At 69.7% G+C, this 23,926-nt stretch carries 25 protein-coding genes; all 25 read right to left on the bottom strand.

Features of this window, described 5'->3' with window-relative positions:
* Window positions 1-265 precede the first annotated feature (265 nt).
* Window positions 266-778 carry a hypothetical protein gene (locus ABD211_RS18420; protein WP_344133014.1) on the bottom strand — a complete coding sequence of 171 codons (513 nt, stop codon included), beginning with the start codon at window positions 776-778 and terminating at the stop codon, window positions 266-268.
* Between the two features lie 18 nt (window positions 779-796).
* Window positions 797-1,651: a hypothetical protein gene (locus ABD211_RS18415; protein WP_344133010.1), complete on the bottom strand. Its 855-nt coding sequence runs from the start codon at window positions 1,649-1,651 to the stop codon at window positions 797-799.
* A gap of 76 nt (window positions 1,652-1,727) precedes the next feature.
* Entirely contained in the window at window positions 1,728-2,660 is a 933-nt protein-coding gene (locus ABD211_RS18410) for a hypothetical protein (RefSeq protein ID WP_344133007.1), read from the bottom strand.
* Between the two features lie 50 nt (window positions 2,661-2,710).
* Window positions 2,711-3,097: a hypothetical protein gene (locus tag ABD211_RS18405; RefSeq protein ID WP_344133004.1), complete on the bottom strand. Its 387-nt coding sequence runs from the start codon at window positions 3,095-3,097 to the stop codon at window positions 2,711-2,713.
* 152 nt (window positions 3,098-3,249) lie between these two features.
* Entirely contained in the window at window positions 3,250-3,912 is a 663-nt protein-coding gene (locus tag ABD211_RS18400; RefSeq protein WP_344133001.1) for a hypothetical protein, read from the bottom strand.
* Between the two features lie 315 nt (window positions 3,913-4,227).
* Complete coding sequence (locus ABD211_RS18395; protein ID WP_344132998.1) at window positions 4,228-4,677, bottom strand: hypothetical protein; 450 nt, start codon at window positions 4,675-4,677, stop codon at window positions 4,228-4,230.
* A 159-nt stretch (window positions 4,678-4,836) separates the two neighbouring features.
* Entirely contained in the window at window positions 4,837-5,529 is a 693-nt protein-coding gene (locus ABD211_RS18390; RefSeq protein WP_344132995.1) for a hypothetical protein, read from the bottom strand.
* A complete protein-coding gene (locus tag ABD211_RS18385; RefSeq protein ID WP_344132992.1) occupies window positions 5,526-6,794 on the bottom strand; it encodes a DUF3560 domain-containing protein in 1,269 nt (422 codons plus the stop codon). Before ABD211_RS18385 ends, ABD211_RS18390 begins: the two co-directional genes overlap by 4 nt.
* Window positions 6,791-7,279 (bottom strand): hypothetical protein, encoded by a 489-nt coding sequence (locus ABD211_RS18380; protein WP_344132989.1) that lies wholly within the window; start codon window positions 7,277-7,279, stop codon window positions 6,791-6,793. The genes ABD211_RS18385 and ABD211_RS18380 overlap by 4 nt, the downstream gene beginning before the upstream one ends.
* Before the next feature lie 152 nt (window positions 7,280-7,431).
* A complete protein-coding gene (locus ABD211_RS18375) occupies window positions 7,432-7,899 on the bottom strand; it encodes a hypothetical protein (RefSeq protein ID WP_344132986.1) in 468 nt (155 codons plus the stop codon).
* Window positions 7,896-8,327 (bottom strand): hypothetical protein, encoded by a 432-nt coding sequence (locus tag ABD211_RS18370; protein WP_344132983.1) that lies wholly within the window; start codon window positions 8,325-8,327, stop codon window positions 7,896-7,898. Before ABD211_RS18370 ends, ABD211_RS18375 begins: the two co-directional genes overlap by 4 nt.
* A 13-nt stretch (window positions 8,328-8,340) precedes the next feature.
* Complete coding sequence (locus ABD211_RS18365; protein ID WP_344132980.1) at window positions 8,341-8,724, bottom strand: hypothetical protein; 384 nt, start codon at window positions 8,722-8,724, stop codon at window positions 8,341-8,343.
* Between the two features lie 70 nt (window positions 8,725-8,794).
* A complete protein-coding gene (locus tag ABD211_RS18360; protein WP_344132976.1) occupies window positions 8,795-9,781 on the bottom strand; it encodes a DUF932 domain-containing protein in 987 nt (328 codons plus the stop codon).
* Between the two features lie 151 nt (window positions 9,782-9,932).
* Window positions 9,933-10,475: a hypothetical protein gene (locus ABD211_RS18355; protein WP_344132973.1), complete on the bottom strand. Its 543-nt coding sequence runs from the start codon at window positions 10,473-10,475 to the stop codon at window positions 9,933-9,935.
* Between the two features lie 372 nt (window positions 10,476-10,847).
* Window positions 10,848-11,066: a hypothetical protein gene (locus ABD211_RS18350; RefSeq protein WP_344132968.1), complete on the bottom strand. Its 219-nt coding sequence runs from the start codon at window positions 11,064-11,066 to the stop codon at window positions 10,848-10,850.
* Window positions 11,067-11,131: 65 nt separating this feature from the next.
* A complete protein-coding gene (locus ABD211_RS18345) occupies window positions 11,132-12,049 on the bottom strand; it encodes a MarR family transcriptional regulator (RefSeq protein ID WP_344132965.1) in 918 nt (305 codons plus the stop codon).
* Between the two features lie 455 nt (window positions 12,050-12,504).
* Window positions 12,505-13,539 carry a C40 family peptidase gene (locus ABD211_RS18340; protein WP_344132962.1) on the bottom strand — a complete coding sequence of 345 codons (1,035 nt, stop codon included), beginning with the start codon at window positions 13,537-13,539 and terminating at the stop codon, window positions 12,505-12,507.
* Window positions 13,524-14,360: a replication-relaxation family protein gene (locus tag ABD211_RS18335; RefSeq protein ID WP_344133020.1), complete on the bottom strand. Its 837-nt coding sequence runs from the start codon at window positions 14,358-14,360 to the stop codon at window positions 13,524-13,526. Before ABD211_RS18335 ends, ABD211_RS18340 begins: the two co-directional genes overlap by 16 nt.
* Window positions 14,361-14,410: 50 nt before the next feature.
* A complete protein-coding gene (locus tag ABD211_RS18330) occupies window positions 14,411-15,994 on the bottom strand; it encodes a type IV secretory system conjugative DNA transfer family protein (protein ID WP_344132958.1) in 1,584 nt (527 codons plus the stop codon).
* On the bottom strand, window positions 15,991-17,301 hold the full coding sequence (locus ABD211_RS18325; protein ID WP_344132955.1) for a hypothetical protein: 1,311 nt from the start codon (window positions 17,299-17,301) through the stop codon (window positions 15,991-15,993). The genes ABD211_RS18330 and ABD211_RS18325 overlap by 4 nt, the downstream gene beginning before the upstream one ends.
* Before the next feature lie 129 nt (window positions 17,302-17,430).
* Window positions 17,431-19,203, bottom strand: coding sequence for a VirB4 family type IV secretion system protein (locus ABD211_RS18320; RefSeq protein WP_344132952.1), 1,773 nt, complete (start codon window positions 19,201-19,203; stop codon window positions 17,431-17,433).
* Window positions 19,197-20,153 (bottom strand): PrgI family protein, encoded by a 957-nt coding sequence (locus ABD211_RS18315; protein ID WP_344132949.1) that lies wholly within the window; start codon window positions 20,151-20,153, stop codon window positions 19,197-19,199. The genes ABD211_RS18320 and ABD211_RS18315 overlap by 7 nt, the downstream gene beginning before the upstream one ends.
* 215 nt (window positions 20,154-20,368) lie before the next feature.
* Window positions 20,369-22,084, bottom strand: coding sequence for a TrbL/VirB6 family protein (locus ABD211_RS18310; RefSeq protein WP_344132946.1), 1,716 nt, complete (start codon window positions 22,082-22,084; stop codon window positions 20,369-20,371).
* A 52-nt stretch (window positions 22,085-22,136) separates the two neighbouring features.
* Window positions 22,137-22,535: a pilin gene (locus ABD211_RS18305; RefSeq protein ID WP_425560454.1), complete on the bottom strand. Its 399-nt coding sequence runs from the start codon at window positions 22,533-22,535 to the stop codon at window positions 22,137-22,139.
* 279 nt (window positions 22,536-22,814) lie between these two features.
* A complete protein-coding gene (locus tag ABD211_RS18300; RefSeq protein WP_344132941.1) occupies window positions 22,815-23,630 on the bottom strand; it encodes a hypothetical protein in 816 nt (271 codons plus the stop codon).
* Window positions 23,631-23,926 lie beyond the last annotated feature (296 nt).

Genomic DNA, 23,926 nt, shown 5'->3' with positions numbered 1-23,926 from the left:
ATCAACTCGTCGGTCGGGGAGGGCTCGACGTAGTGGCTGAGCGAATAGGAACCCGCATCCCAGAAGCCCACGAAGTCGACGCCCTCGAAGTGTCCCGTTGTCCGTGGCGCGTTCACGGTTTACATGATCCCTCGAGGTCGCCCACTGAACCACGATAGCCACCGGCACTACACGCGACGGGCATCGCGTTAGAGGCGCGTTGACGGTGCCCGTTCGGACTGGTTGATCGGAGCCCGATGAACCTCGGTCTTCAGGCGAAAGGGCATCATCGCGTCTCGGAAAGGATGCGCCGTTTCAATTCGCGGACCTTTCCTTGCAGGTCGTCGAGCAGAGATCGCGTAGCTTGTCCAACCCTGTCGACGAACTCGTCCGCGGACAGGGCGGCGGTCGTGCCGGGCTGGATGCTGACGTCCCAGTCGCGTAGGCCATGTACTCGTACCTTGATGCGGTTGTCGGCGCAGGCCCCGTGCGCGGTCAGGTCAGCGCGTTCAGTGCGGTATTGCTGACTGCGCGAGCCGTACGCGGGCCGCTCCGTAGTGATCTTTTCGCCTTTGATGTCGGACAGGGCCTCGTAGTAGGCGCGGGTGCGGGCAACCCATAGTCGGGTCGCGATGACGCGCAGGTCGAACTCGAGTTGAGCGTCGGTGCGGCGCCGGTAGGCGCCCGGTGCGAACTGTAGGCGCAGGTTGGTGCGTTGGGTCAGGATCGCGGTCACGGCGCCGTCGTCGGTGGCAGCGATCAGGCGTAGGTCGTCGAGTCGCTCGCCGAGGGTGTACACGGGCGGTTGCTCCTGGAGTCAGGGTTGGACGGTGGCGGCCGGGTTCTGCGGTGCCCCGGGGTCGCAGTACTGGTAGACCTGGGTGCGGGCAGGGTCGGTACCGTCGGGCAGTCCGTACACGCCGGTAAACCAGGTGCTGACGCCAGGCTGGCATTGGTCGGGGTCGTTGGCTCCGCGAGCGCGTCCCACTCCGCCGAGCAGTGTGCCGGCGTCGCTGCGGTACAGCAGTACGGCGCCGATGTTGGTGACCGGTTTACAGTAATCCGAGGTTAGCGCCCAAGTGATCTTTATGCTGCGTTGGTCGGCGGTCTTGTTGAGGTCGTATGGAGTGACTTGTGTCGGTGCGGCGTTCACGGCCGCGAACCTGGCTTCCGTGGCGGGCTGGATGACCCACAGGGTGGTTTCCGGTGTGACGTGCACGGACGCGACCTTGGGTAGGTTCACGGTGAAGTCAAGGTCTTCGACCAGTTCGGCGGATGCGCCGACGGGGACCTGTTCGCCCGGCAGGATGACCGGGATCTCCTGGACCAGGACCGATTTCTTAGCCTTGTCCGGCACGACCTTGCCGGCGGCGTCGCGCATCTCGAAGCGGACGCGGGTGTGGTAGGCGACCTGAGTACTCGTGTTCTCCACCACGGCGCCAATAACTACGTCAGGGGCAAGTATGAAATTGGGGGTCGGCAGTTGGCTAAAGCCGGTCTCCACCACCCGCAGCTGCCCGCCGTCGGGGGCCTGCGCGGCGCTGACCCGGGGCCCCGACGCCACCGCAGGTAGCGCGCAGGTCGTGGCCGAGTGCCGATTGGCGCGCACCACGATCACCGTAACGGCGGCTCCGGCCAGCACGACAGCGGCGACCACACCGGCGAGCAGCACGCGTCGTCGCGGTCTGGGCGCCGCGTCGTCGGCGGACGGGGGTGAGGGCTGCATCAAGGGTTCTCCGGTTCGCAGGTCAGTAGTAGTCGCCGAGGAAGTCTCTACTGGTCACGTTCACCGGAGTGGCGTCGGCCAGCCTCGGCCGTGCTGGCTCGAAGTCGCTCGGTTTGGTGTTCATGGCAGACAACCAGCTCTTAAGGGCGCCGACGAGCACCTGTTGCTCCTGCTCAACGGCCTGCACCAGTTTGTTGATCATTTCATGCATTGAATCGATCACGCCTGGCACGTTGCTGCCTTGGATGAGCAGCTGCTTCTCCTTAGGACCTAGGTTGCTCGCGATGCCCGCTATACCCTCAATCGTTGTCCCCCCGAAGGCCGCGGCGCCGCTGAACGGCAAGGCCATCACCGCGGTAACCGCGCCGATGACCGCGAAACTGGTCGACCACTCGTTGTCGCCACAGTCGTCCAGCTGGTCGAGCGCGGTGAGCGTCCCACGCGCGATCTCGTCGATATCGCGCCTGGCCCGCGACCAGATCTCTTTGAGCGCGATCAGCGAGAACCGCAGAAGCGTCGCCACAGCGAACTGGTTTTGTTGGATGGTAGGTAGCGGCGCGATGAACTCGCTCAGGAACGTCTGCCCAGCGTGACCGTGCCAGTCGTCAAGCGCTGTAGTGACGCGTGACTGCAACGCTCCCAGCGTGACGTTCGCTTTCATAAACGCTTCCGACTGGGTCGGGTCGGTACCCGTCGTGCCCGTCGACAGGACCCTTGTCGCCTCGTCCAGATGCACCAGGAATGGGTCGAACCCCGCCGGGTCCGGCAGCCCCACGAACGGCACGAACAAGTCCGGCACACCAGAAAAGAGCCTCTCGGCGGTCTGTTGGTACCCGGGATACCCGGCCCCGACGGTGAACCCGCCGACGCCGCTCTGCCCGAACGCAGCGCTCGCGGTCAGGTCCTTGACGTGTAGGTACACGGCCTTCGCTCGGATCTGCTCGGCCTCGGCCATCAACTGTTCGTATGTCACCGCAACCCCACTGCCCTACGCACCAACACGCTCTACGGGTACCGCGGTATCGGTACCTCAGTGGCCGGCGGGTCGCCCCACTGGCGGATTGAGTCTTTAAGTCGTTCACCGGAATCGGTATCAGCCTGGTCATAGGCGTCAGCCGCGAACACCAGCACATCGCCGATGCGGTCCAGGTTCGCCTGCGTGTGGCCGGTCGCTCGTTGCAGCGCGTCACGCAGGTCGCACCACACGTCGGCTACGGAACTGACCATGCTGCCGTTGAAACACGAAGGCTGCAGAAACAGCTCCCGCGTGCCGTCCTGTGTCGCGTCCAGCGCCCGGTTCGCCGCCGCGTACTCGATCGCCGCCTCAGGCAGCACGACGCGCCCAACCCGGTACATCTGGTAGATGTCCGTCGCGAATCTGCTGAACTCCATGACTGATCCTCCCCGCCGGCAGCTCAGAGAGGGTAACCAAGCAGCCAGTACACCCACAACTACGTAGAGAAACCTGTGGATAACTCGACCGCGCGGTCTCCCTGGGCAGGCTGCGGACCAAGGGCGGGCGGCCTATTCGAGTCAACGTCCTCTTACGTCGCGGCAACGGGGCGGCTAGCATCGTCGAGCGCGACGCTGATCAGGCGTTGCGCTGTACGTTCGGCGATGCCGAGCTCTCGGGCGAGCCGCACGCCGAGGCCAGCAGTGCCGGACCCGGTGACGCGAGCCTGTTCGATCAAAGTGCGGGCAGCGTCCAGGCGGGGATCGTCGGCGTACCTGTGTGACACCCGTGAGCCGGTGCCGGAGCCGACTGGACGGCCGGTGGAGTGCCGTAGCGGTCGGCCGTCGGCGTAGTCCCACACGGTTTGCCGGTACCAGCGGCGGCGCAGCCGGCCGCTGGGCAGCTCGTGAACCTCGTCGGGGTTGTCGATCAGCTCCCTGGGCAGGCTGCGGTGGTTCTTGTAGCCGAGTACCTGCGCCGCTTGAGGCGCGGTGATGAGGTCACGCGCGTTGCCGCTGCGGTCTACTTCGGTGAAGCTGGCGGCGCGGGCTGCCAGGTGCGCGGTGTGGAAGGCGTCGACGTCGGCTTGCCACCACCAGTCGCGGCCGTCGTGGTCGGTGTCGGCCTTGGCAGGGAAGCCGGTCTCGGTCCGTTGGAGGTTCCAGTAAGCCACGGTCGCCGTGCTGACACCGGTCCGCTCGGCGACGCCGGTCCGGTCGAGCTGGTGGCGTCCGCGCCGCACGCGGCTGGCCATGTTCTGCCACCTCCTGTCGGAGCACGCCCGAGTATCTGTGTCCGGTCTAGCATCGCTGGTACGCCTCGATGGGTGGACGTTGGACTCGTGTTGGGTCGTGCTGGTGACCTGGCGAGGCGAGATGGCCGGGCGGGGTTGCGCGCACCGCTCACGTGAGCAGTGTGCCCGCCCGGCCGTCGCACCCATCACTGACCCATCTTGAACCGGTCCGGCGGGGTCGAGATGTGCGAGATGAAGACCGGGCCCATACGAGCTGCCCCGGGCCGGTGGCCGGGAACGGTGCCGCGCCCGGCCATCGGGCCGTGTACGGGCGTATCAGGCAGTGCGGATCGGCTGACCGGGCGGCGCGGTGGGTATCGCCGGCAGGATGGCGGCAACGTGCCCGTCGGTGCGGTCCGTGAGGGCCGCCGCAAGCGCGATCAAGGTAGTGCCGATCGCGGTAGCCTGCGCAGCGTTGAGCCGGATCGCGACGGCACGCTCGGCGTGCCTGCCCCTGATCTCGATGTCGGTGCTGCTGGGCACGTAAATCGCGGCGTTCGGGTCAGGGAAGACGAGCAGCGTCGGCGGTAGCGCGGAGTTCACCGCGGCGGTCAACTCGGCCCACAGCTGGGTGACCCGCTCGTCCCACTGCTCGAACTGGGTTTGCAAGGGGGCGCGTTCCTCGTCCGTGACGGCCTGGTCGAGCAGGGTCTTGCAGACGTGCCCTTTGGCGAAGGCTTGGGCGACGGCCTTACATTTTTCGAGGAGCTGCTCAGGTGACAACATGGGGTCCTCTTCCGCTGTGTTGTGGCTGTAGTGGGCACCGGCACGGTCGTTGCGGGACCGATGCAGTGCAGACGTTTGCGTTGAGTCAGGTGAATCCGGCTGCGTGCGGCGCAGTGGTGTACCCAGGAGGGCCTCGGGGGCGGCTGGTGGTGTCCATGACTATTCGGCCCGATCCTTGACTGAACCGGTCGGCGCAGCGGACGACACGCTCTCCGGGTTGGACGACACGCCCTCCGGGTTGCCGGCGCCGGTTGAGTCCCACACGCCGAGCGGATGCTGCGGGATGATCCGACCGCGACCGGGCCGCATGGTGGCAAAAACTGTGCTGTAGTTCTCGTGCAACAGACCGCGCACGGACACCAGCTTCTTACCGCGCGTGAACTTCGCCGGCATGGCGTCAGTGACCCGGGCGATAAGCCCCATCAGGTCGCGGTCCTCGATCCGCTCGGCGCATGGTGTACATGCGCTCCACCTCGTACCCCACCTGCTCAGCGGTCCGGCAGTCGTCTGCACGTTACGGGTACGAGCGGCGTGGTGACGCTGGTGATAGTCGCGCAGGTCCACCGTTTTGGACGTGACGATCCGCGTGTCGGTCTCCTGGTCGGCGCACACGTAGATCCACGTGGCGCCGGTGGCGCTGCAGAAGTCGCATTCGATGATCGGGTCGGTGATCTCGGTGATGGGTGCCGGCCGCGCCGGATGGTCGGTGCTGGCCCCGCGCTGTTCGGCGGCGTGGATGAAGTCGACCTGCCCACCCGCTGTCTCCCAGCGGTTCAACGCACGTCGGCAGGTACGGCAGTAGGTGGGGGTCTGATCCGGCGGTGGAAGCAGCGCATCGGCATCGCGGGTCATGGCAGCTCCTCGAGGATTGCCGCGCCGTTGGCGATATCGGCCGCGATGTCGGCACGGCACTCGTGCGCATGGTTGGTGCAGAGCAGGACGACCTCGGTCCACGGTTGGCCGATGTCGGGCGCGTCGGGGTCAGCCACCATGCACCAGCCGGCGCAACCGCATGCGGTTCCGTCGTGGCGGATGGTCAGGCGTATGGCTACCGGTTCGGTGCACTGGCCGCCGTCGCGCTCGGGGACGAACTCCGCGTTGATCGTCGGGATGGTGATCCGGCAGGTGCACCTCGCGCCTTCGGCGGGCGGCGGGCTGTGCAGTTCGAGGTCGTCACGGCGGCGCCCGTACACGTTGTCGTAGGTCGAGGTGCCGGTGCGCCGTCGACGTCGGGCGGGCTGGTTCTCGTCGCCGTCGAGGTGCGGGAGTTCGACGGTGAGGGACTTGGCGTTGACGCGCACGACCGGGTACCAGGTGCCCTGAATGAGGGCCTCGTCGCCGGGACGGAAGTCGTCCGGCGCCCACGCGCGGAAGGTGCCGTTGGCTTGCATCGCGGCCAGTTCGGCTCGCCAGTAGTCGAGCTGCCCGACCAACCGGGCGATCTGCGCATCGGCGTCCGCCAACTCCGAACAGTCCGTGACGGCTCGCACGCCGCTCGGGTCGAGGGCATCTCGGGTACGTCGGCAGCGTCGCAGCGCATTTTCGAGGCGTTCGACGCGGCGCATGGTCGTACGCGGCTGGTGGCGGTGTCGTTGCGTCGAGGTCGCGGCCTCGGCGCGACGCTGCCAGTGGTCCCCGTGGGCAATTTTGGTGCGGGCGGCGTTTTCGGCCCGGTTGAGTCGGGTCACGAAGCCGGCGTACCTGCCGTTGATCACCGGTTGGCCGAGTGGGATGGCGGTGCGGCGCTGCTCGACGCGGGATAGTCGGGCCGCGCCGCTGGCGTGGCGGGCGTCGGCCAGTTCGGTGTAGCGGGTCACGCGGGCGGAGACCCGGGTGGCACGGTCGGCCTCGATCTCGGCCGCCGTACGAGGTGTGTTGTCGATGCGGACCTGCACGGTGTGCCCGGCGGCGCGTAGCTCGGTGGCGAGGCGGTCGATGACCGGTTGCAGCGCGTCACGGTCGCGAGAGTTTGGTAGGTGCCAGGCGCCTTCGACGCCGATGGCGCGGGAGAAGCGCCACGAGTCGACCATGTTGGTGAAGATCGCGCCGGTGCCGTCGTTACGGGTGGTGCCGTGTACGACGGTGCCGGTGGCGTGCGCGTGCTCGATGGTGATCACGACACGTCTCCGTGCGGGTCCGGCAGGTCGACCAGGAGGTGGCCGAGGTGCTCGCGTAGTCGGGCCACGCGGTCGCGTTCGTCAGCGAACCGGGCGGCGACGGTGCGGTAGCCGGCGGGGCTGGGCTCCACGTTGATATGGCCTCGCTCGGCCGGCTGTTCGACCGGAGGGCGTGCGGCTGCGGCGGTGGCCTCGGCGATGGCGTCGGCCCAGCGGCGCTGGACCAGGTCGAGGCAGTGCATGAGGAACTCGGCCTCGTCGGCGGGCAGCCACAGCGGTACCTCGTCCGGCTCGCAGATCGTGAGCCGGTAGGTGGAGTCGATGCGGTAGGCGTTCGGGGTGGGGGCGTAGATGGTGAACCGGGTGCCGGTGGCGTCGACGCGGAACACGAAGGCGTACGCCGCCGTCGTGTGGTCGGCGCGGTAGGTGGCCGCGCAGGTGACCTCGATCGGGTCGTCGGGGTCTGGTGGGAGGGGCAGCATCATGGATCTCCTCGTCACGAGGCGGAACGCGCCGCGGCTGGGTCGGCTTCGTCGTCCCGGTGCGGGCGTTCTCCGTTGAAGGCAAAGGGCTGTCTGGGCCGGGCGCCTCGGGCGCCAACGGTTACGAGAGGCGAAGTCTCAGCGGTGGGTGTTGTTCACCACCGTTTGCTGAGGCGGCGGATGACGTAGGCGAGGAACGCATCGCGTTCGTGACCGAACTTGAGCTTCGCGGCGATCTCGGCCAGCGGCGCCACAGCATCGTCAAGAGCCTTGCGCCGCGCGTCGTTACGGTCTCGGGTGTGCGCGGCCAGAGCAGCGGCGGCGGCGATGTCGAAGGCTTCCATCTCACGACGGGTCACCTCGTCAACCCGCTCGCTGGTGTAGCGCGGTTGCGGGTAGACCGTCACGTGCTCGCCGCCACGGGTGACCATGAGGGCGTACCGGCCGCCGACCGTGCCCGCCGAGACCTTCGCGTACCACCGCTCCTGGCCCGTGTTGTCGTGCCAGGCGTAGTACCGTTTGCCGTCGCGCTCGCGGCGGCCGGCGTAAGTCCAGATCTCCTCAGCGCGGACGCCACCGTTGCGGGTGTCGGACAGTGGGTCTGGTGTCTGGTCGCCGGTCATGGCTGCGCCTGCTCGTCGGCGCGGCGGGTTAGCTCGGCTCGGGCGGACGCCCAGGTCATGTCGTAGCGGCCGTTGGACCCTTCCCAGCGGGCTGCGGGCTCGTCGAAGAACACGGTGTACAGGTCGTACCGGCCCGCCTGGCACATCGTGACGGCCGCACCTCGTAGCGGTTGTGCCCCGTCGGTGTGGCCGTAGCGGATGAAGGCCACCACCGGGCGCGCCGCGACCCGATCCGGTGCGGCCATGCGCACCCGGCGCAGCAATGTGGCGAGCGCGTCGATCGTGTCCGGCCCGCAGGTTTGGGCCACCCTTGCGAGGGCCTCGCGGGTCGGCTGGTCGATCGGACCGGCCGCCTCGGTCAGCCGCCGGGTGTGCCGCACGGTCGTGTGGTGCGGGGACGTTGCAGCGGACGCATCGTGCTCATGCATGGGAAGCTCCTTGTCAGCGAAGGGTGTGAAGGCGTGCGCCGGTGGCGGTCACGGTCCAGAAGTGCCAGCCGTTGCCCGCCGACGAAGCGCCGGGGTTGAGTGCCTCGATCACGGCGCGGCGGGCACCGCTAGGCGTTTTGAAGATCCGACCGCGCAGCGGGCCACTGCGCACGGTCACCGCGTGGGGCTCGGGCTCGAAGATGGCCTCGATGCGGGTGCCGGCGTAGCTCGCGTGTACCGCGACCGATACGAGCGCGGCGTATGCGCGGCGCGGCGGTACTCCGGTTGCTGCGGCGTGCACGAGCCGACGCACAACGTCGGGGATCGTGGTGTGCCACGCGACGGCGAGCAGTTCCAGCTCGCGGTACGTGCCCTCGCCCACCTCGATGTCTGGCATGACAATCAGCTCCTCGGGGGTTGTCCGCCGCCGGGCCGCACCCGCCAGGGCACGGCCCGGCTCGGCGGGTTCATACGGACAGCAGCTCGAACGCGCGGGTCTTCAGCTCGGCGATCGGGCCGGTCACGGCGCGGTTGGCGCGCAGCTGCGCGTCCTTGGCCGGGGCGTAGTGGTCGATGTACTCGGTGACCGCCTGGAATCCGGCCCACCGGGTGCCCTTGATGGCCTTCTGGGTGTCGGCGTCGCGGATCAGGTAGCGCAGCGTCGAGGCGCGCTTCTTCGCGTTGTTCTTGGTCTGATCCGAGGCGTCGTCGGCGATGGGCCACAGCTCGGTGATGATCTTCTCGAACTGGCCCATGGTCAGCGTCGCGTCGAGCATGCGCTCGGCCTCGGTCTGGAAGTCGTCGAGGTAGCGCCACATCAGGCCCATCGCCTCACGGGCCTGGGAGATCTGCGCCCGCACGTTGGAGGTGTGCCGGAAGGTGTAGGAGCCCCTGCTGTGGGCGATGGCGGCGCGTTGGGTGTTCGCGCAAACGACCCGGATGGGGGTGGCGTCCACGCGCAGCGCGCAGGTGCCGTCGTGGGAGGTGGTCGCGCACAGGTAGAGGTCCATGTCGTCCACGCCGGCGATCTGCATCGCGGTGGGGAGCTTCATGGTGAGGAAGACCATCCGGCCGCCGCGCAGCGAGCCGGCGGTCTCGAAATGCGCACCGGACTCGTCGGCGAGGCGGTTGAGGACCTCGGCGGCTTCCTCGTTCTGCACCGGGGCGTACTCGGTGCCCACCACGCCCAGATACTCGGTCTCCTGGGTGATGATGTTGGTGCGCACCGTCATGACCTTGTCGGGGCACTCGACGATGTTCACGCCGTCCGGTGTCGTCTCGATGCCCTGAAGGACGATCTTGCGGACCTTCCAGCCGCCGAGCAGCGCCTTGGCGATGGCGTCCTCGGCCGTGAGGCAGTCGGAGGTGACCGTGCCGAGCTGGTGCCACGCGGACTGCCTCGCACTGACGAAGGCCGTCTGTCCATTGGCGAGTGTTTCGAGTTCGTGTGCCATGACCGTTTTCCCCTGTCCTGTCGGGTGTTTCGCGGTGCCGGACCGAATGGCCCGACACCGCTAATGCTTCCGACTTAGGACGAGGGATCAAGGCTGGACAGTGCGTACCTTCAAGGTTTGTCGCGCCAATCTGGGGACCATCGCGGGACCGTTACCGGTTGGCCGGCGCGGGGTTGATCCGGCCGTCCGCGTCGTACACGTAGGTCTCGATCGTGCGAAACGGTGCCGGGAAGTACACGGTGAAGCCCTCCTCCGGCACGAACACCGACCGGTACCGGCGGGTGATGCCGAGGACCCAGGAGTCCGGCTTGCTGGCGTTCGCGCTCGCCGGCATCACGCCCGCGCCGGGCCGGTCAGCTCGGGCACGCCGGTGCCGCGAGATCGCGATGAACGGGCACAGGCGCACCGCCGCGCGCATGCAGTCCGGGCATCCGGGCGGGTCGCTGTAACGCAGCAACTCCGCTGCCCGGGGCGCGCCGAGGAACGCCACCCAGTAGCCCATCTCGACGCCGCACAGCGAACACCGCCGCTCGGCCGCGAGGCGGGTGGAGATCGGCGTGTTGATCGTGGTGAAGTCGATCGCGGCCGTGCCGGTGTGCTCGTCGGGGTGCAGGTTGACCGGCGGGATCGGAAGTCCCCGGCGTGGGTCGCGCGGACGCGCGGCAAGGCTCGCGGGCAACGCGGTTGTGGACATGACGCCCCTTTCGCCAGATGGCCGCACCGGCGGGCCACCCATCACCGCCCCCGGTCGGTGCCTGGGGTCGCTAACGACACCCGGAATCCTGGCGACTTGCGTACGTGGGTCAAGGCTGAACAGCGCGCACCTTCAAGGTTTTCGCGGCCAATCTGCGGGCCGACAGACGGCGGGGGGTCGGCTGTACCCCGAACGGCCGGCGGGCTGCCCCGGCGCATGGACCGGGGTCGGACCGCACCCGTGGGACCGTGGCCGGTCGGCGGTCGACGTCGCCCGGGTTTGCGGCCGGTATCGTGCCTACCCCGCACCGTGCCGTGGACGCGGCTGCGCCCCGGGCACGTCGGGTGCTCGGGGCGCAGATCGCGATAGCGCTCAGGTGGCGGGTTGCCACGGGCTCCAGCCACCAGCGGGGGTGAAGGTGCGCACCATGCGCACACCGCACCCCTCGCACGGCCAGTGCTGGCGGTCGGTGCGCCACATCCGTTGCGGCATGGCGTTGAAGTCGGCGCACACCAGGTGCGGACCGTTGGGGCACATGCCGCCATGGGCGGGCACGTACCCGCCGGGCGGGGTGAGGTCGGCGTGGGACATGGGTACCTCCGGGGCATGGGGCCGGGCCGGGAACTGTGCGCGTTCCCGGCCCGGGTCGGTGGGCCTTACTGGTCGGCGGTCGCCGGGGCGTGGGCGCCCTCCGGCGCGGCGAACGTGGCGGGGACCTCCCTGACCAGCACGGCCTCGCCGGACACCACGAGCTTCGCCAGGGCGTTCGCGACGGCGCCGGACGAGCGGCCGATCTCGCGCGACAGGGTGGTCGGGGTGAACTCGTGCCCGGGGTGCGACCACAGGAAGTCCCGCACGATGTTGCGCAACTCGTTCTTGCCCAGCGTGCGCGACCCGTCGCTGTTGAGCCCCGGCCCGGTCGGGCCGGTCCGGTTGACCGTCACGGTGTTGCGGCGCGGCATGGGCCGCTGACACGTCGGGCACACCACCCGCACGGCAGCGGCCGACAGGTCCACGGTGGTCAGCTCGGCCTCGCCGCGCACCCACAGCTCCGTTCCCGACGTGTCGGGCTCGTCGCTGTCCGGGTCGGTCGTCTTGCGCACCGCCGCCCCGGCGGTCTCCATCGCTGCCAGTACCCGCCCAACGATGGCCGCACGCAAACCGGACTCGTCGACGATGGCGCTCGCGGTCACACCGTCGGGGTGGTCACCGAGGATGCCCGCCACCATGACGATCTTGAGGTGGTCGCTACTGCCGACCGGGGCACCCGACACCGGAGCGCCGGACACGGGTGCGCCAGACACCGGGGCACCCGAGACGGGGGCGTCTGCGTCGGTCGTGGGGGTGGTCTCGTCCGTCGCGGTCGCGTCGGTGTCCGAGGTGGCGGGCGCGTCGGTGTCCGGGGCGGTGGTGTCGGTGGCCGGGAGGGTCTCGTCCGGCGTCGCCGGGGTGGTCTCGTCCGTCGCGGTCGCGTCGGTGACCACAACGGTCTCGTCCGGGGTCGTGGGCGCGTCGGTGGTTACGGCCGGGGTGGTCGCGGTGTTCTTGCGGGTGCGGCGGGTGGTCGTGGCCATGGTGAACCTCCAGGAGAAATGGCAGGAATGCGATACCGGAAAACGCTGGCGCGTTATTTGTTGCCGGTCCGCCGGGGCTTTCTTTTCCGGCCCCACGTCCATGGACGCTCTGCACCACCGGTCCTGTCAACACCACAATTCAAGACTCTTTATTTCGTGCCGATTCGCTGGCCGACCTACCTCGCCGTCCGGGGCTTTCGCCGGCCACACGCGCCCACGTTCGCCCGGCGTAGCCGCCGCCAGCGCGCACGTACGGCCTCGACGCGCTTGCGGTCACCCCGGGGCGGCACGACCGTCACCATTGAATCCGGCGCCTCGAAAACGTCCATGCGCGCCCGGACTCGAAAACGCGGACGCGCATCGACGCTCGGTTTCCCGGAATTGTCAATGGCCATTATCATCGGCTTTATCACCGTGTCGTGATTCGCGTATCGCGCGACTTCGCGAGCGGGCGATTAGCTCGGCACTATTCGTCGGATGGCCGCTATCTGGTTGACCCATTCGGATACGCGGCTGATCTTCACCACGTCGCCGGTGTGCGGCGCTTGGACGAGCAGCCCCGAGCCGATGTAGAGGCCGACGTGGCCGGGGTTGGACATGGTTCCGTCGCTTCCCGGGATGAGGATCAGGTCTCCGGGTTTGAGGTTCGTCGCGCCGCTGACCGCCGTGCCCGCGTGGACCTGCTCGCTGGTGGTGCGGGGTAGGCGCACCCCGCCGGCCCGGTACGCCTGTTGCACCAGCGAGGAACAGTCGCACTGGTGGGCCGCGACCCCGGAGTGGGGTGCGGTGCAGTCCCCGCCGAAGGTGTACGGGGTGCCCCGTTGCGCCAACGCCCACACGATCGCGGTCACCACGGCCGCCGGAGTGTCGGCCGGCAGCGTGAAGCCGGACGGCAGCGGCACACCCGCACGGTTGTCACCATCCCCGCCGTCGCACACGCCCGCACCGGTGAAGGCCGCGACGATGGTCGCGGCGCGGGCCTCGTGTTTGGCGTACGCGTTCGGGAACGCGGAGCGTTGCACGCGTTGCGTCGCCTCGGTGAGCGGCATCGTGACCCACCCGGTCACCTTGCGTAGCGCCGCATAGAACGCACCGGCCGCGTACTCCGGGTTCATGATCTGCTCAGGGGTGCCCCACCCCTCTGACGGGCGTTGCTGGAACAGCCCCAACGAGTCGTGATCATTGTCCGCGCCGAGATCACCCAAGTTGATCAAATTGGACTCCTGGAGGGCGGTCGCGACCGCGATCACCCATCCCCGCGCGGGGACCTTCATGCGCTGCCCGACTCCGATGATCACCGCCGTGTTGCGGGTCTGCTCAGCCGACAGTCCGGCAGGGGTCGCATCGGGGTTGCTCATCGTCGCCAGGCAGCCGAGCGCGTTGCCGTTGTCCCCGCCGAAGATCGCCGCGACGACCCCGCCGGCCGCCGCGCCGATGAGCACGACGAGCCCGACGAACGCGGCCGCCGTCCACGTCAGGACTCGTCCCACGATCCGCCCTCTATCGTGGACGTCGGGAGGTCCGACAGTGGTACTCGGTCGGCGCGGCCGTGTAGCCGCCACACCGGCCCCGCCGGGCCGCCCTGGGTGGCCGCGTGCGCGGTCGTGGCGGTCGCTACGCACACCCCGTCAGGCACCCCGCCACGTGACAGCAGGGCGTGAAGGTTCGCCTCCCGGGCAGCGCCCGGCAGCCAGAACAGCACCGGGTACCCACGACGCGGCCCGAGGCTGGCGTAGCCGGTCAGCTTGCCCGCGACCCGCGACAGCGGCTCGGTGCCGAGGTCGGTCTCCAGCCAGAACTCCACCACCCGCCCGCCGGTACGCCAGACCCCGTGACCGTCCGGGCGCACCAACCCCGCGCACACCTCACGGGCACGGGCCTCGTTCCACCACCGCGCCAACACCGCCCGGTCGTCGCGGGTGCGGGTGTGGTGGGTGAGCGCGACGAAGAACCCGTTCGTGGCGAGCAGGTGCGCCAGCGTCGGGGACGTGGCGAGCCGGGCCGTGGCGTCGCGGACGGCCGACGGGCGCGGCATCGGCTCCCCGCGCGACGCGGCGATAATGGCCGCGCCGACCGGGCCGAGGGTCCAGCGCCAGGCTTGCGAGCCGGGGCGCTGGTAGTGGCGAAACCTGTCGAGCACGGCACGGCCGAGGAGGGTGTTGAGTCGGGCGCGGGCGCGGCCGACGGTGCCGAAGGTGAGGTCGGCGAGCTGGTCGGTGGTAAAGGTGTGGTGTTGGTGCAGGTAGTCGAGGAGGCGTCGGTCGCGAGGGGTGACGCGGGACAGTTCGGCGGCGACGACGGACGCCGTCAGGCGGACGGCGTTGCCGCCGGGTGTGATATCCCCTATCAGTCGGTTCCGGTTCACTGGTCCTCCTCACCGTCGTTGACCTGCCGGTTTCGCCTGTTGCGGCCCGAGCGTTGACCCGCGTGCTTGCCGCTGTGGGAACGCTCGTGAGGAAGCTCGTTAGATTCCTCGTTAGAACCACCGGTGTTCTTCGCCGAAGCCGTGCCGATGACCGGGAACGGGTTAACGCCGACCAGCACCGCCGACTGCGACGGCTCACTACCGCTTGATGGGGCCGCGGCTGATGCTGTGGCTGCGTCACCGAGCAGCGCTCGGCGCTCGCTCTGATCGAGCCCAGTGCGCCGGCGGGCCGCCTCACGCAGCAGCTCAGCTCGGCCCGGATGTGGCTGTGGTGGGGCAATCGTGTCGGCGGTGACCGGCCGCACGGCCCGCCCACCCGCCACGGGGCGGAGGACGACTTCGTAGCCGCCCAGGCGCATCAGGTCCCCGTCGTCCAACCACGGTTTGACGTGGTGGGACTGGTCGCGGGCATCTTTGGGGGCGAGGGCGAAGTACACCTTGTTGCGGGCGTTGGCGTCGATCGCCTCGGCCATGTCCCGCGACAGTTGGCCCAGGTACTGGTGGGCAAGGACGAACGAGGTGTGCAAGCCGCGGGCCTCGGCGAGGGCGTCATCGATACCGATGGGCAGGTGCAGGAAGTTGTGGCACTCATCCAGCACGACGGAGGCGTCGAGGCGTTGGCGTTCGGAGATACGGGCGCGGGCGGCGGTGGCCTGCCACAGACCGGACAACAGCAGCGATCCGACCAGCCGAGTACCGTCCTCCCCGAGCACACCCTTGGGGAGACGGCACAGCAGGACGCCGCCGTCGAGAATGTCAGCGAAGCTGAACGTGGTCGTAGCAACACCGAACAGTCCGGCGGCTAGGGGGTGGGCTAAGACCAGGCGCAGCCGCGACAACAACGGTGCGACCAGGCCGGCGCGGGAACCTGCGGGGAGGGCGTTGAACCCTTCCCAGAACTCGGCCAGCGTGCCGGCCTCCCACGCCCCCAGCCCATCCGTGACCGCCTTCACACGTCCGGCGCGCCACTTGGCGTCCGACAGCAGCCGTGGCAGCTGGGCGATGGTGGAGCCGGGTAGGTAGGCCAGGGTGAGTAGACCGTGGTACGCGAACTCGGTCATCCGGTCGCCCCACCACCGCGACCACACCTTCGACATGACGGACGTGATGTGGGCGGCCACGTCGTGTGGGCTGCCGCCGTGGACCTTCGGGTCGAGCAGGTTGATCGCCGGGGGCGCCTTCGTTTCGTCCGGGTCCACGATGACGAGGCGGTCGCCGCAGTCGGCGGGAAGCACGTCAAGTAGGTCGCGGATCAGGTCGCCCTTGGCGGGGTCGAACGCGGCCACGCCGCGTCCGGCTTGCACGTCGTCGAGGATCATCCGCAGCAGCAGGCTCGTCTTGCCGGTACCGGTCGGCCCGAGCACGTGCAGGTGGTGGCGGCAGTCGGTCAGGGAGATACCCACCCTCATCAGAGGGCCGGCGTTGGTGTGGCCGATCACCTTGCCGCCCAGGCCCTCGCGCTGCTCGGGGGGCACCAGCTCCAGCCGCTCGCGCTGCGGGGCCGGCGGTGTGGCGCTCACGGCGCACTCCACATGGCCGGCTCGTCACCATCGGCAAAAGCGTCCTGTTCGGATGGTGCGTCCTGACGTGATAGCGGCGCGGGTCGGGTATGGCTGCTCGCTGAAGGTGCGGTGAAGGTGTCGCGGCTGGCCGGCAGGCGCCGGGAGCCGGCCGCCGGGAGCCCGTAGGCGGACGGTTCGGCCGGCAGCCCGGCGAGCGCGGCCGTCTCAGCGGCGGACCCGACGTGCATCGCCGTCTCGGGAACCCACCTCCAGCGGGCCGCGGCGACCGCGCGGCGCAGACGCCGAGGCCGCCAGTGTGGGGAGAGCAGGCTGTAGCCGGAGGTGATGTCGGCCGCCGCCGCCCCTGCCGCTGCCAGGGTGCGGCCGGTCGCGGTAGCCCGGATCGCGACGAGCAGGTGCGGGCCGGCGGCGTGCTTGGCACGGGCCTGCCGTGCGTGTTCGGCCACGACCGGATCGGTCCTACCGGACGGGAGCCTGCCGCCCGACGGACCCGGCATCACCACATCCAGCAGGCCGCTGATCCCGGCACGGAGTGCCTCCAGGGCGAGGATGAGCAGGCGGGAACCGCCACGCTGGCGGCGAACGCGGTGCGGGTTGACGGAGGCGCGGCGCAGGAGGGCGATTCGGTGGCGGGGGGCGCGGGCCACGTGGACCTGCAGCAGTCCGCCGCCGGTGCGGCCGGCGGCGGCAAGTCCGTCGTAGACGGCGCGGATGCGGTCGTCCTCGGGTGGGGCGTACTCCCACCGCCGGGCGGCCGGCGGCGTGGCGTCTTCGACCAGGGGAAGCCAGTCAGGTTGGGTGGAGCGCAGCGCCACGCCCACGGTGGGGCGTTCGGGGGCCATACGTGGCGGTGTGGCCTGTTCGGCGCGTACTCCGGGCCACGCCCGGTGTAGCGCCCGTACGACGGCGGTTGGGTTGATCCCGGCGGGCACCCACAGTCCGGCGCGCATTCCGGTCGGCGTGGCGTGGACCTCCCACACCAGCCGACCTGGGCGCATGGTGAAGCGTCGTGACGCCGGCAGGACGGTCGCCATGAGTTGCCACAGCGCGTATGTCGCGGCCGGGGTGGCTGTAACCGGCGGGACGATCTCCAGCCACACCGCCGACCGGGCCGCCTGACGCCACAGGCGCCGCCGCCACAGCCGCCAGCTAACCCGAGCGGCCACCATCAGCACGACCAGGACGAACAGCAGCAGCGCATGCGTACGGGCGAACAGCCATACGGCGTGCGGGGCGCGCAGGAGGTAGTCCCCGCACATCAGATGGCCGAGCGGAGAGTCGGGTACGCCGTCGCGGCCGGGCATACAGCCGCCAACCGGTGTGCTCGGCGACGGTGTGACCGAAGTGGACGACGCCCAGACGAATATGGGTGTGGGCAGCACGGCAGAACTCCTGACGAGGATCGGAGAGGACGTAGAAGGGGGATGCGCGGGTCAGCTCGGCCGGGCCGCGCCCGGTCCGGTCACGACGAGCACGGTCTCGGCGTCGGAGGCAAGGCTGTGGAAGGCCACCCGGCTTGTTCCGCAGGCAAGCAGCGCGTCACCGCGGCCAGCGGAGAGCAGGAACGCCCGCTCCCCGTCGGTGAGGTCGAACGCCTCGGCGACCGCGTCGATGGCCTGCGGCGCCTGCCGCATCAGGATCTGAGTGGTGGCGTTGGAGACAACCGCGCGCCCTACTTCGGTGGCGAGGACGTCGGCGGCGTCCTGGGTGACTACGGTCAGCCCGGCACCGTATTTGCGGGCGGACTTCGACAGTCGGAATAGGAACCGGGCGCCGAGGCCGGCGCGGAGCATCAGCCACGCCTCGTCGACCAGCACCACCTTGCGCACGTCCGGCGACGAGGCGGCGACCTTGCGCCAGATCGCGTCCAGGGTGAGCAGGGTGCCGACCGGTTTGAGCTCCTCGGGCAGATCCTTGATCGCGTACACCACCAGATGACCTTCCGGTGCGATGCTGGTCGGCCCGTCGAAGAGGCCCTTGAAGCTGCCCACCGTGTAGGGGCGAAGCTTCGCCGCCACCGCCCGCCCGTGCTCGCCCAACTCCCGCAGCGCGGTCTCAACGTCGGCCAGCAACGGCGCCGGCCGCCGCCACGTACGCGGGTCGGTCGTGATGCCCTTGCTCCGGTACGCGGCCAGGACCGCGTCATCGAGCGCGGCGGCCTCCTGCGGCGGCAGGCCGGCGCCGCTTGCGGCGCCATCGCCGGCCGCCACCACGGCGGCGAAGGTCTGCATAAACTGGGTCCGCCGGTACAGCGCGTCCTCGCCGTCGCTGGCGTTGAGGTCGAGCGGGTTGATCCGCACCCCGGGGGCACCTGGTCGGATGACCGTGCCGCCGACCGAGTCGGCGAGGGCGAGGTACTCGTCTTCGGGGTCGATGACGAACGCGTCGACGCCCAGGTACAGGTTGCGCAGCAGGTCGAGCTTGGCCAGGAAGGATTTGCCTGCCCCGGATCGGGCGAGGATGACGGCGTTGTAGTTGTCCTGCGCCCACCGGTCCCACACGACCACGCCGGTGGAGGCCAGGTTCAACCCGAACAACACGCCCATTCCGGCGTCACCTGTGGAGATGGGTAGGTCGGGGCTGGTGAACGGGAACGTCGCGGCGAGGGCGTCGGTGTCGAAGACGCGCCGCATTCCGAGTGCGTCGTATCCGAGGGGCAGGGTGCTGATCCAGCCCTGCAACTGCCGCCACGACGCCAGGGCCGTGTCCAGCAGCATGGATGCGGCAAGGTTGCGGACCTCGGTCACCCGCTGTGCCAGCTCGTCCGCGTCGGCGGCGTGCACGGTCAGGTACAGGCCCAACCGGAACAGTCGGGCCTCACCTCGGGCGATGCGGGTCGCCAGCTCGGCGGCGTCGTACGCGGCGGCATCCACGTCCGGGTCGTCGAGGCGGCCCTTGGCGGCGTCGTGGCGGCGGGCGGACTCCAGGCGGCCCCGCTGCTTACGCAACCGGGCGGCGGCCACCGCCGGTGGTACCGGCTCAATGTGTAGGGCCACGTCGACGCGTCCTGGGTAGGACAGGATCGGGTCCAACCATCCGGCCCCCACCTCGGACGGGTAGCCGGTGACGACCAACGTTGTGGTGTGCTCGACCCCGACCCGCAGGGACCGGCCGCTAACCTCCACGGCATCCGGTCCGCCGGGTAGCACGCCACCCTCGGCAACGCGACCACGCTTGCGACCACGCGCGGCGAACGGGTTCACCATTGCTCACCTTCCCTTCCTGTGGCGCCATGGATGACCGCTCCGTCGGGTGCCACGCCCACCGGCGGTGGCGGGCCGGTTGGATCTAGACAGCCGGCGAGTGTGGCGGCGGTGTTGGGCGAGTCGAGAACAGTGGCGGTGACCTCGCATGCGGCCAGCGCGCGGACGGCATGCCAGGCGCGGTGCAGGGTGTGGCCAGCGCCGCGCTGGTCGCGGAAGGCGAGGGTGACCTGCCGGTGCAGCAGCTCGCGTTGCGCGGCCAGGTCGTCCAGGAACGCGACGTGCGAGAGCGCGGCCTGTTCCAGCGCCGGGTGCGGCAGGGTCGGCGCCAGGTCGTGGATCCGGTCGGCCACCGTGGTCAGGTCGACCCGTTGCGCTCGGACCACGATCTGCACCGGGGCGTCGAGGGAGTTGAGCCACCGCCCGAACCCCGCCACGAGTCCGTTCTGCTCACCAGCGCTGCGTAACCCGAACGCAACGGTTGAGGCCGATACCAGAGCGGTCGTACCGTCCGGGCCGAGATCGACCAGGCCGTCCGCGGTGATGCCCTTCGCGGGCAGGCGAAGCGGCGCGGGCAGCGGGAGCTTGTCGCCGCGCCCCGTCGTGGTCTGCACCCAGGCCGGGGCGGCGGTGACTGGGCCGGTGGTCGGGGCGAGCCGGCGTGGCGCTCGGCGGTAGCGGATCGCGTGCCACAACCATGCGTCCATGTCGATGCCGTCGTGGCGGCCGACCGCGAGGACGAACGCGACACCGGCGACCGGGATGGCGCCGATGAGGAACGCTAACGGCGCCACGATCGGGTTCAGCGCCATCCACGCGGTATAGATGAGAAGGCCAGCAACGGTCAGGATGGTCAACTGCCGGAAAGTGCAGCCGAACAGGAGGGCGTCTTTGCGTTCCACGTCAGCGGGTACCCGGGCGCGCATTGGCGGGTCGTTGTCGCGGCGGGCCATCAGCGCTCACCTTCCTGTTGCGGACGGCCGTTGGGGGAACGGCGGGACAGAGGACGAGCCCGGTGACGGGGACGGTGCGGGACGGGGTCGACCGGAGACAGACGGCGCCGCGGGTTCGGACGGGGACGAGCCTCGTCCCCTGGCTGCCGGACGAGACGCCGGTGGGGTCGGGGACGCCGGGGTCGGTACCGGCGCGGCGGCCCGGGACGGGCCGCTCAGGTTGGAGTGGTCCCGCCGGTCGCCTCAGTGGAACGGGACGGGGACGAGAACGGCCGCGTGGCCGGGGTCGGGGGCCGTCTCGGTGTCGCCGGGGCACGCGGCGTGCCGGAGAACGTCGCCGCCGGTGCCGGACGCGGACCACGAGCGGGTGTGGCCGTGTTCGGTGCGTGGCTGAACTGGGCCGACGGTGGCCGGGCACCCGCCGAAGGCGCCGTGGCGGGCGTTGCGGGGGCGGGCGTGAAGCGTGCCGGAGCTGCCGGCACGGCCGGTACCCGGCGAGGCGTGGCCGGGGCCGGGGCAGCGCTGAACGTGGGCGGACCGGCGGGGACGGCGGACGCGGGCATCGATGTGTGGCTGGTCGGTGCGCCGCTGAACGCGGCCGAGCCGACCGGGGCAGGGCTGGGTCGGGAACGACCGGGCCGGACAGCCCGGGACGGTACGGCTCCGGCCCCAGAACCGGGACGGGGACGCGGGCGGGGACCGGACGCGCGCGGGGTCGGGCTGGTCGGGGACGGACCCCGCGCCGGACCCGTCCCCGTTCCCGGCCCGGACCGGGGACGTCGGGTGGCTCGGGTACGGGCTGCCGCGCCGCCGACCCCTGCGAGGGCGCCGAGGGTCTTGAGCATGACGACCGCGTGGATGATCTGACCGATCAGGCCGCGTCCCCGCTTCTGCCCGAGGGGTCCGAGGATCAGGTGCTTCATAAAGCCGGGCAGTTTGATCAGTAGCCACAGCATGGTCAGGCACACCAGGATCGCGAGCAGCCCACCCGTGGTGGCCGGCATGCCGAGTACCTGCACACCGGCTGGGGTGAGGAAGATCCGGACGGTGGCGAGGATGATGACGGCCTGACCGAACTGGATCCCCAAACAGGCGCCGAAGGCGCGCCACCACGTGTACGCCAGCCCTTCGGTCTGTGGAGTCGCGTGGCACATCAGCGCGAGCGGCGCGACTCCGATCAGCATGACCAGCAACGCGATACGCACCAAGAACGTCATCACCACGACGATCGCCATGACCAACACAGCCAGCACAAGCAACGAGAACAAGATCGATGGCACGGTGTTGCCCGGCGGCTGGTCGAGCATCTGCACGATGGCGGTGACGGCCGCGTTCCCATCGACGCCCTGTCCGGCAACGGCGGCCGTCAACGCGTTGACCATCTCGATGGCCTTACCGGCAACCAGCAGACTGAGGTTCGCCGCGACGCCGCCCACGACCACGCGGGGGGCGATCTCTTTGAGGCCGTAGTTGCTCTGCAACGTGTCGCGGGAGGCGACGATGAACCCGCCAGCCATAACGAACAACACGAAGATGCCGTTCGCGGCCATCAGACTGGTCGTCCAGAATGCTTTGACCTGCGCGTTGCCGGTCAGGTCCGGGGTGGACAACACGGTGTGCCCGAGGGTGTCCATGACCGGCTTGAGGCCCGTCTTCGCGATCCACAGCAGGAAGTCGTTGATCGCCTTGCGGATCTGCCCGGGGATGTCGAACAGTCCGGGATCGTCGTCGTCGCTGGTGGGCGCGATGACGACGGGCGGGGTCGGCCCTGGGGTGGGCGTCGGGGTCTTCGGTGCGGCCGTCGGGGCGGTGGTCGGCGGTGGCCCGATCGGGCTGGGGACCGGCGTCGGGTCAGCCCACGCCGGGCTTGCCCCACCAACGACGGTGGCACCGCCGGCGAATGCGACGCCGAGCCACATCAGAAGGAACAACCGAGTTACACGGCGGCGACGGTCGCCACGGCTCGCGGTAGGCGGGGACATGTCAGGCCACCCACCGGCCGACGATCGTGACGATCAGCGGCGCGAGCAGCGCCAGCATGTAGCCGATCGCCGCGGACTTCAACGCGGACTTGCCCTTCTCGGCCTCGCCCGGGTCGCCGTTGGCCCACATCAGGCGCAGTCCGCCGATCGTCAAGAACAACGTGGCGACCGCAACGAGAATCCCCAGCAGCCAGACTCGGATATTGGTCACAACGGCAGCGATCGAGTCGACCGGCGGCGTCGGCTCGTCGTCGTCGGCGTAGGCGGCAGTAGCAAACAGCGCGAGCGCCGTGCCCGTGAGCCAGGCCAGTAGCGCGAGACGCGAGACCACCCGGACGAACCGGCGAAAGACCCGCTGAATGACACCAGGCGTCCTGCGGTGGGCGGGCGTGGCCCGCATGTGGCGGGTGCGGCGGCGAGTGTGCGGTGTGCGGTTCATGATTGGGCACCTCCGAATGCACAGGCCAGGGCCTTGCGGGCGCGGCTGGTGAGGTTCAGGCGATGCGGGGTAGGGTTGCCGACCGGACGGGGCCGTCCTCCTTCACGAAGGCTCGACAACGACGGGTGTCAGCGCGTCAGCGGCGCCGGTCGGCAACTCCTGCGTACATGTCCCGCACCTAGAGAAGACAGAAACCAAGATCAGATTGGAACGAGGCAGCTCACACCCTGTGCGCGAGGCTCAAGGGCGACGGCGGGCGCTGGAATCGGGCGCCGTCGTCCGCGTGGCGGCGGCAATGACCTCGGCGTCGGGGTCGGACAACGCACCCGACCGGATCGCCTCCACCAGGCGTGCCTCCGCAGCCCTGCGTCGCTTGTAGACGGTCCATCGCGACAGGCCGAGGCGGTCGGCGTACTCGGCCACGGACACGTCCTCCAGGTGGATGGTGCCGATCAGGTCGGCGTCCTCGGCAGAGAGCACACCGGCCACGACGGCGCGGACCAGCACGAGGTCCGGGTGCCCGGACGGTGGCGGAGGCAGTGTCGATCCGGGCGCGAAGTTCGCCTCCCCGGAAGCGGCCGGTTCGGCCGCGCGCAGTGCCGACCGGGCGGCGGATGAGGCGGCGTCCAGCAGCCGCGACACCACACCGGGGCGGGCCACGTTCACCGTGGCCAGGGCGGCGACGAACTCCGCGACGAGCGCGGCATGCACATCGCCGGTGTAGGTGCGCGACAGCCGGTGAGCCGCGTTGCGAAGGCCAGGCATCGCGACGCCGACCGCGCCGACCGTCCAGGACGCACCTTCGCTGCGGGTGCGGGCGACCAGCAGCCGCCACACCTCATCGCGAGTGTCGAACCCGCAGGAGGGGTGCATCAGGATCGCCGACAGCTCCGGCAGCGCGATCGGCCGGCGCGGCAGGCCGTGGCCGACCTTTCGGCCGTCCACCGACAGCGGCTTGGGGCCTTCGGCCATCAGCCGGAACCGGTACTCGATCTCATCCAGCAGCGACGCGCCCGCCGGGCGGGCAGGGCCGTACGAGGACATGCGAGCAGGCATGGGAGTCCCCCAGAAGCGGTTGGGTGATGCCGGCGGCTACCGCGCTTGGCGGTCCGCTCGGCGGGTACGGCACCCATCTCGCCACCCGGCAGGCACACAACTGCCACACCGACGATCACCGGCGGCAGCCACAATGCCTGTTGCACCGAGCCTGCCACCAGCCACGTCACGCAACCTCGGCCCATGTTTGGCCGACGCGCTCTCGTAGCTGTGCCTGCCCTTGACCGGCCTGTTCCACGTCGCGGCCGTCGAAGGAACACCATGTCGAGACACCGGAACGAGAACAGCCACATCGG

Source organism: Luedemannella flava (assembly GCF_039528515.1).
Taxonomy (GTDB): domain Bacteria; phylum Actinomycetota; class Actinomycetes; order Mycobacteriales; family Micromonosporaceae; genus Luedemannella; species Luedemannella flava.
This window is presented reverse-complemented; position numbering and strand designations above follow the sequence as displayed.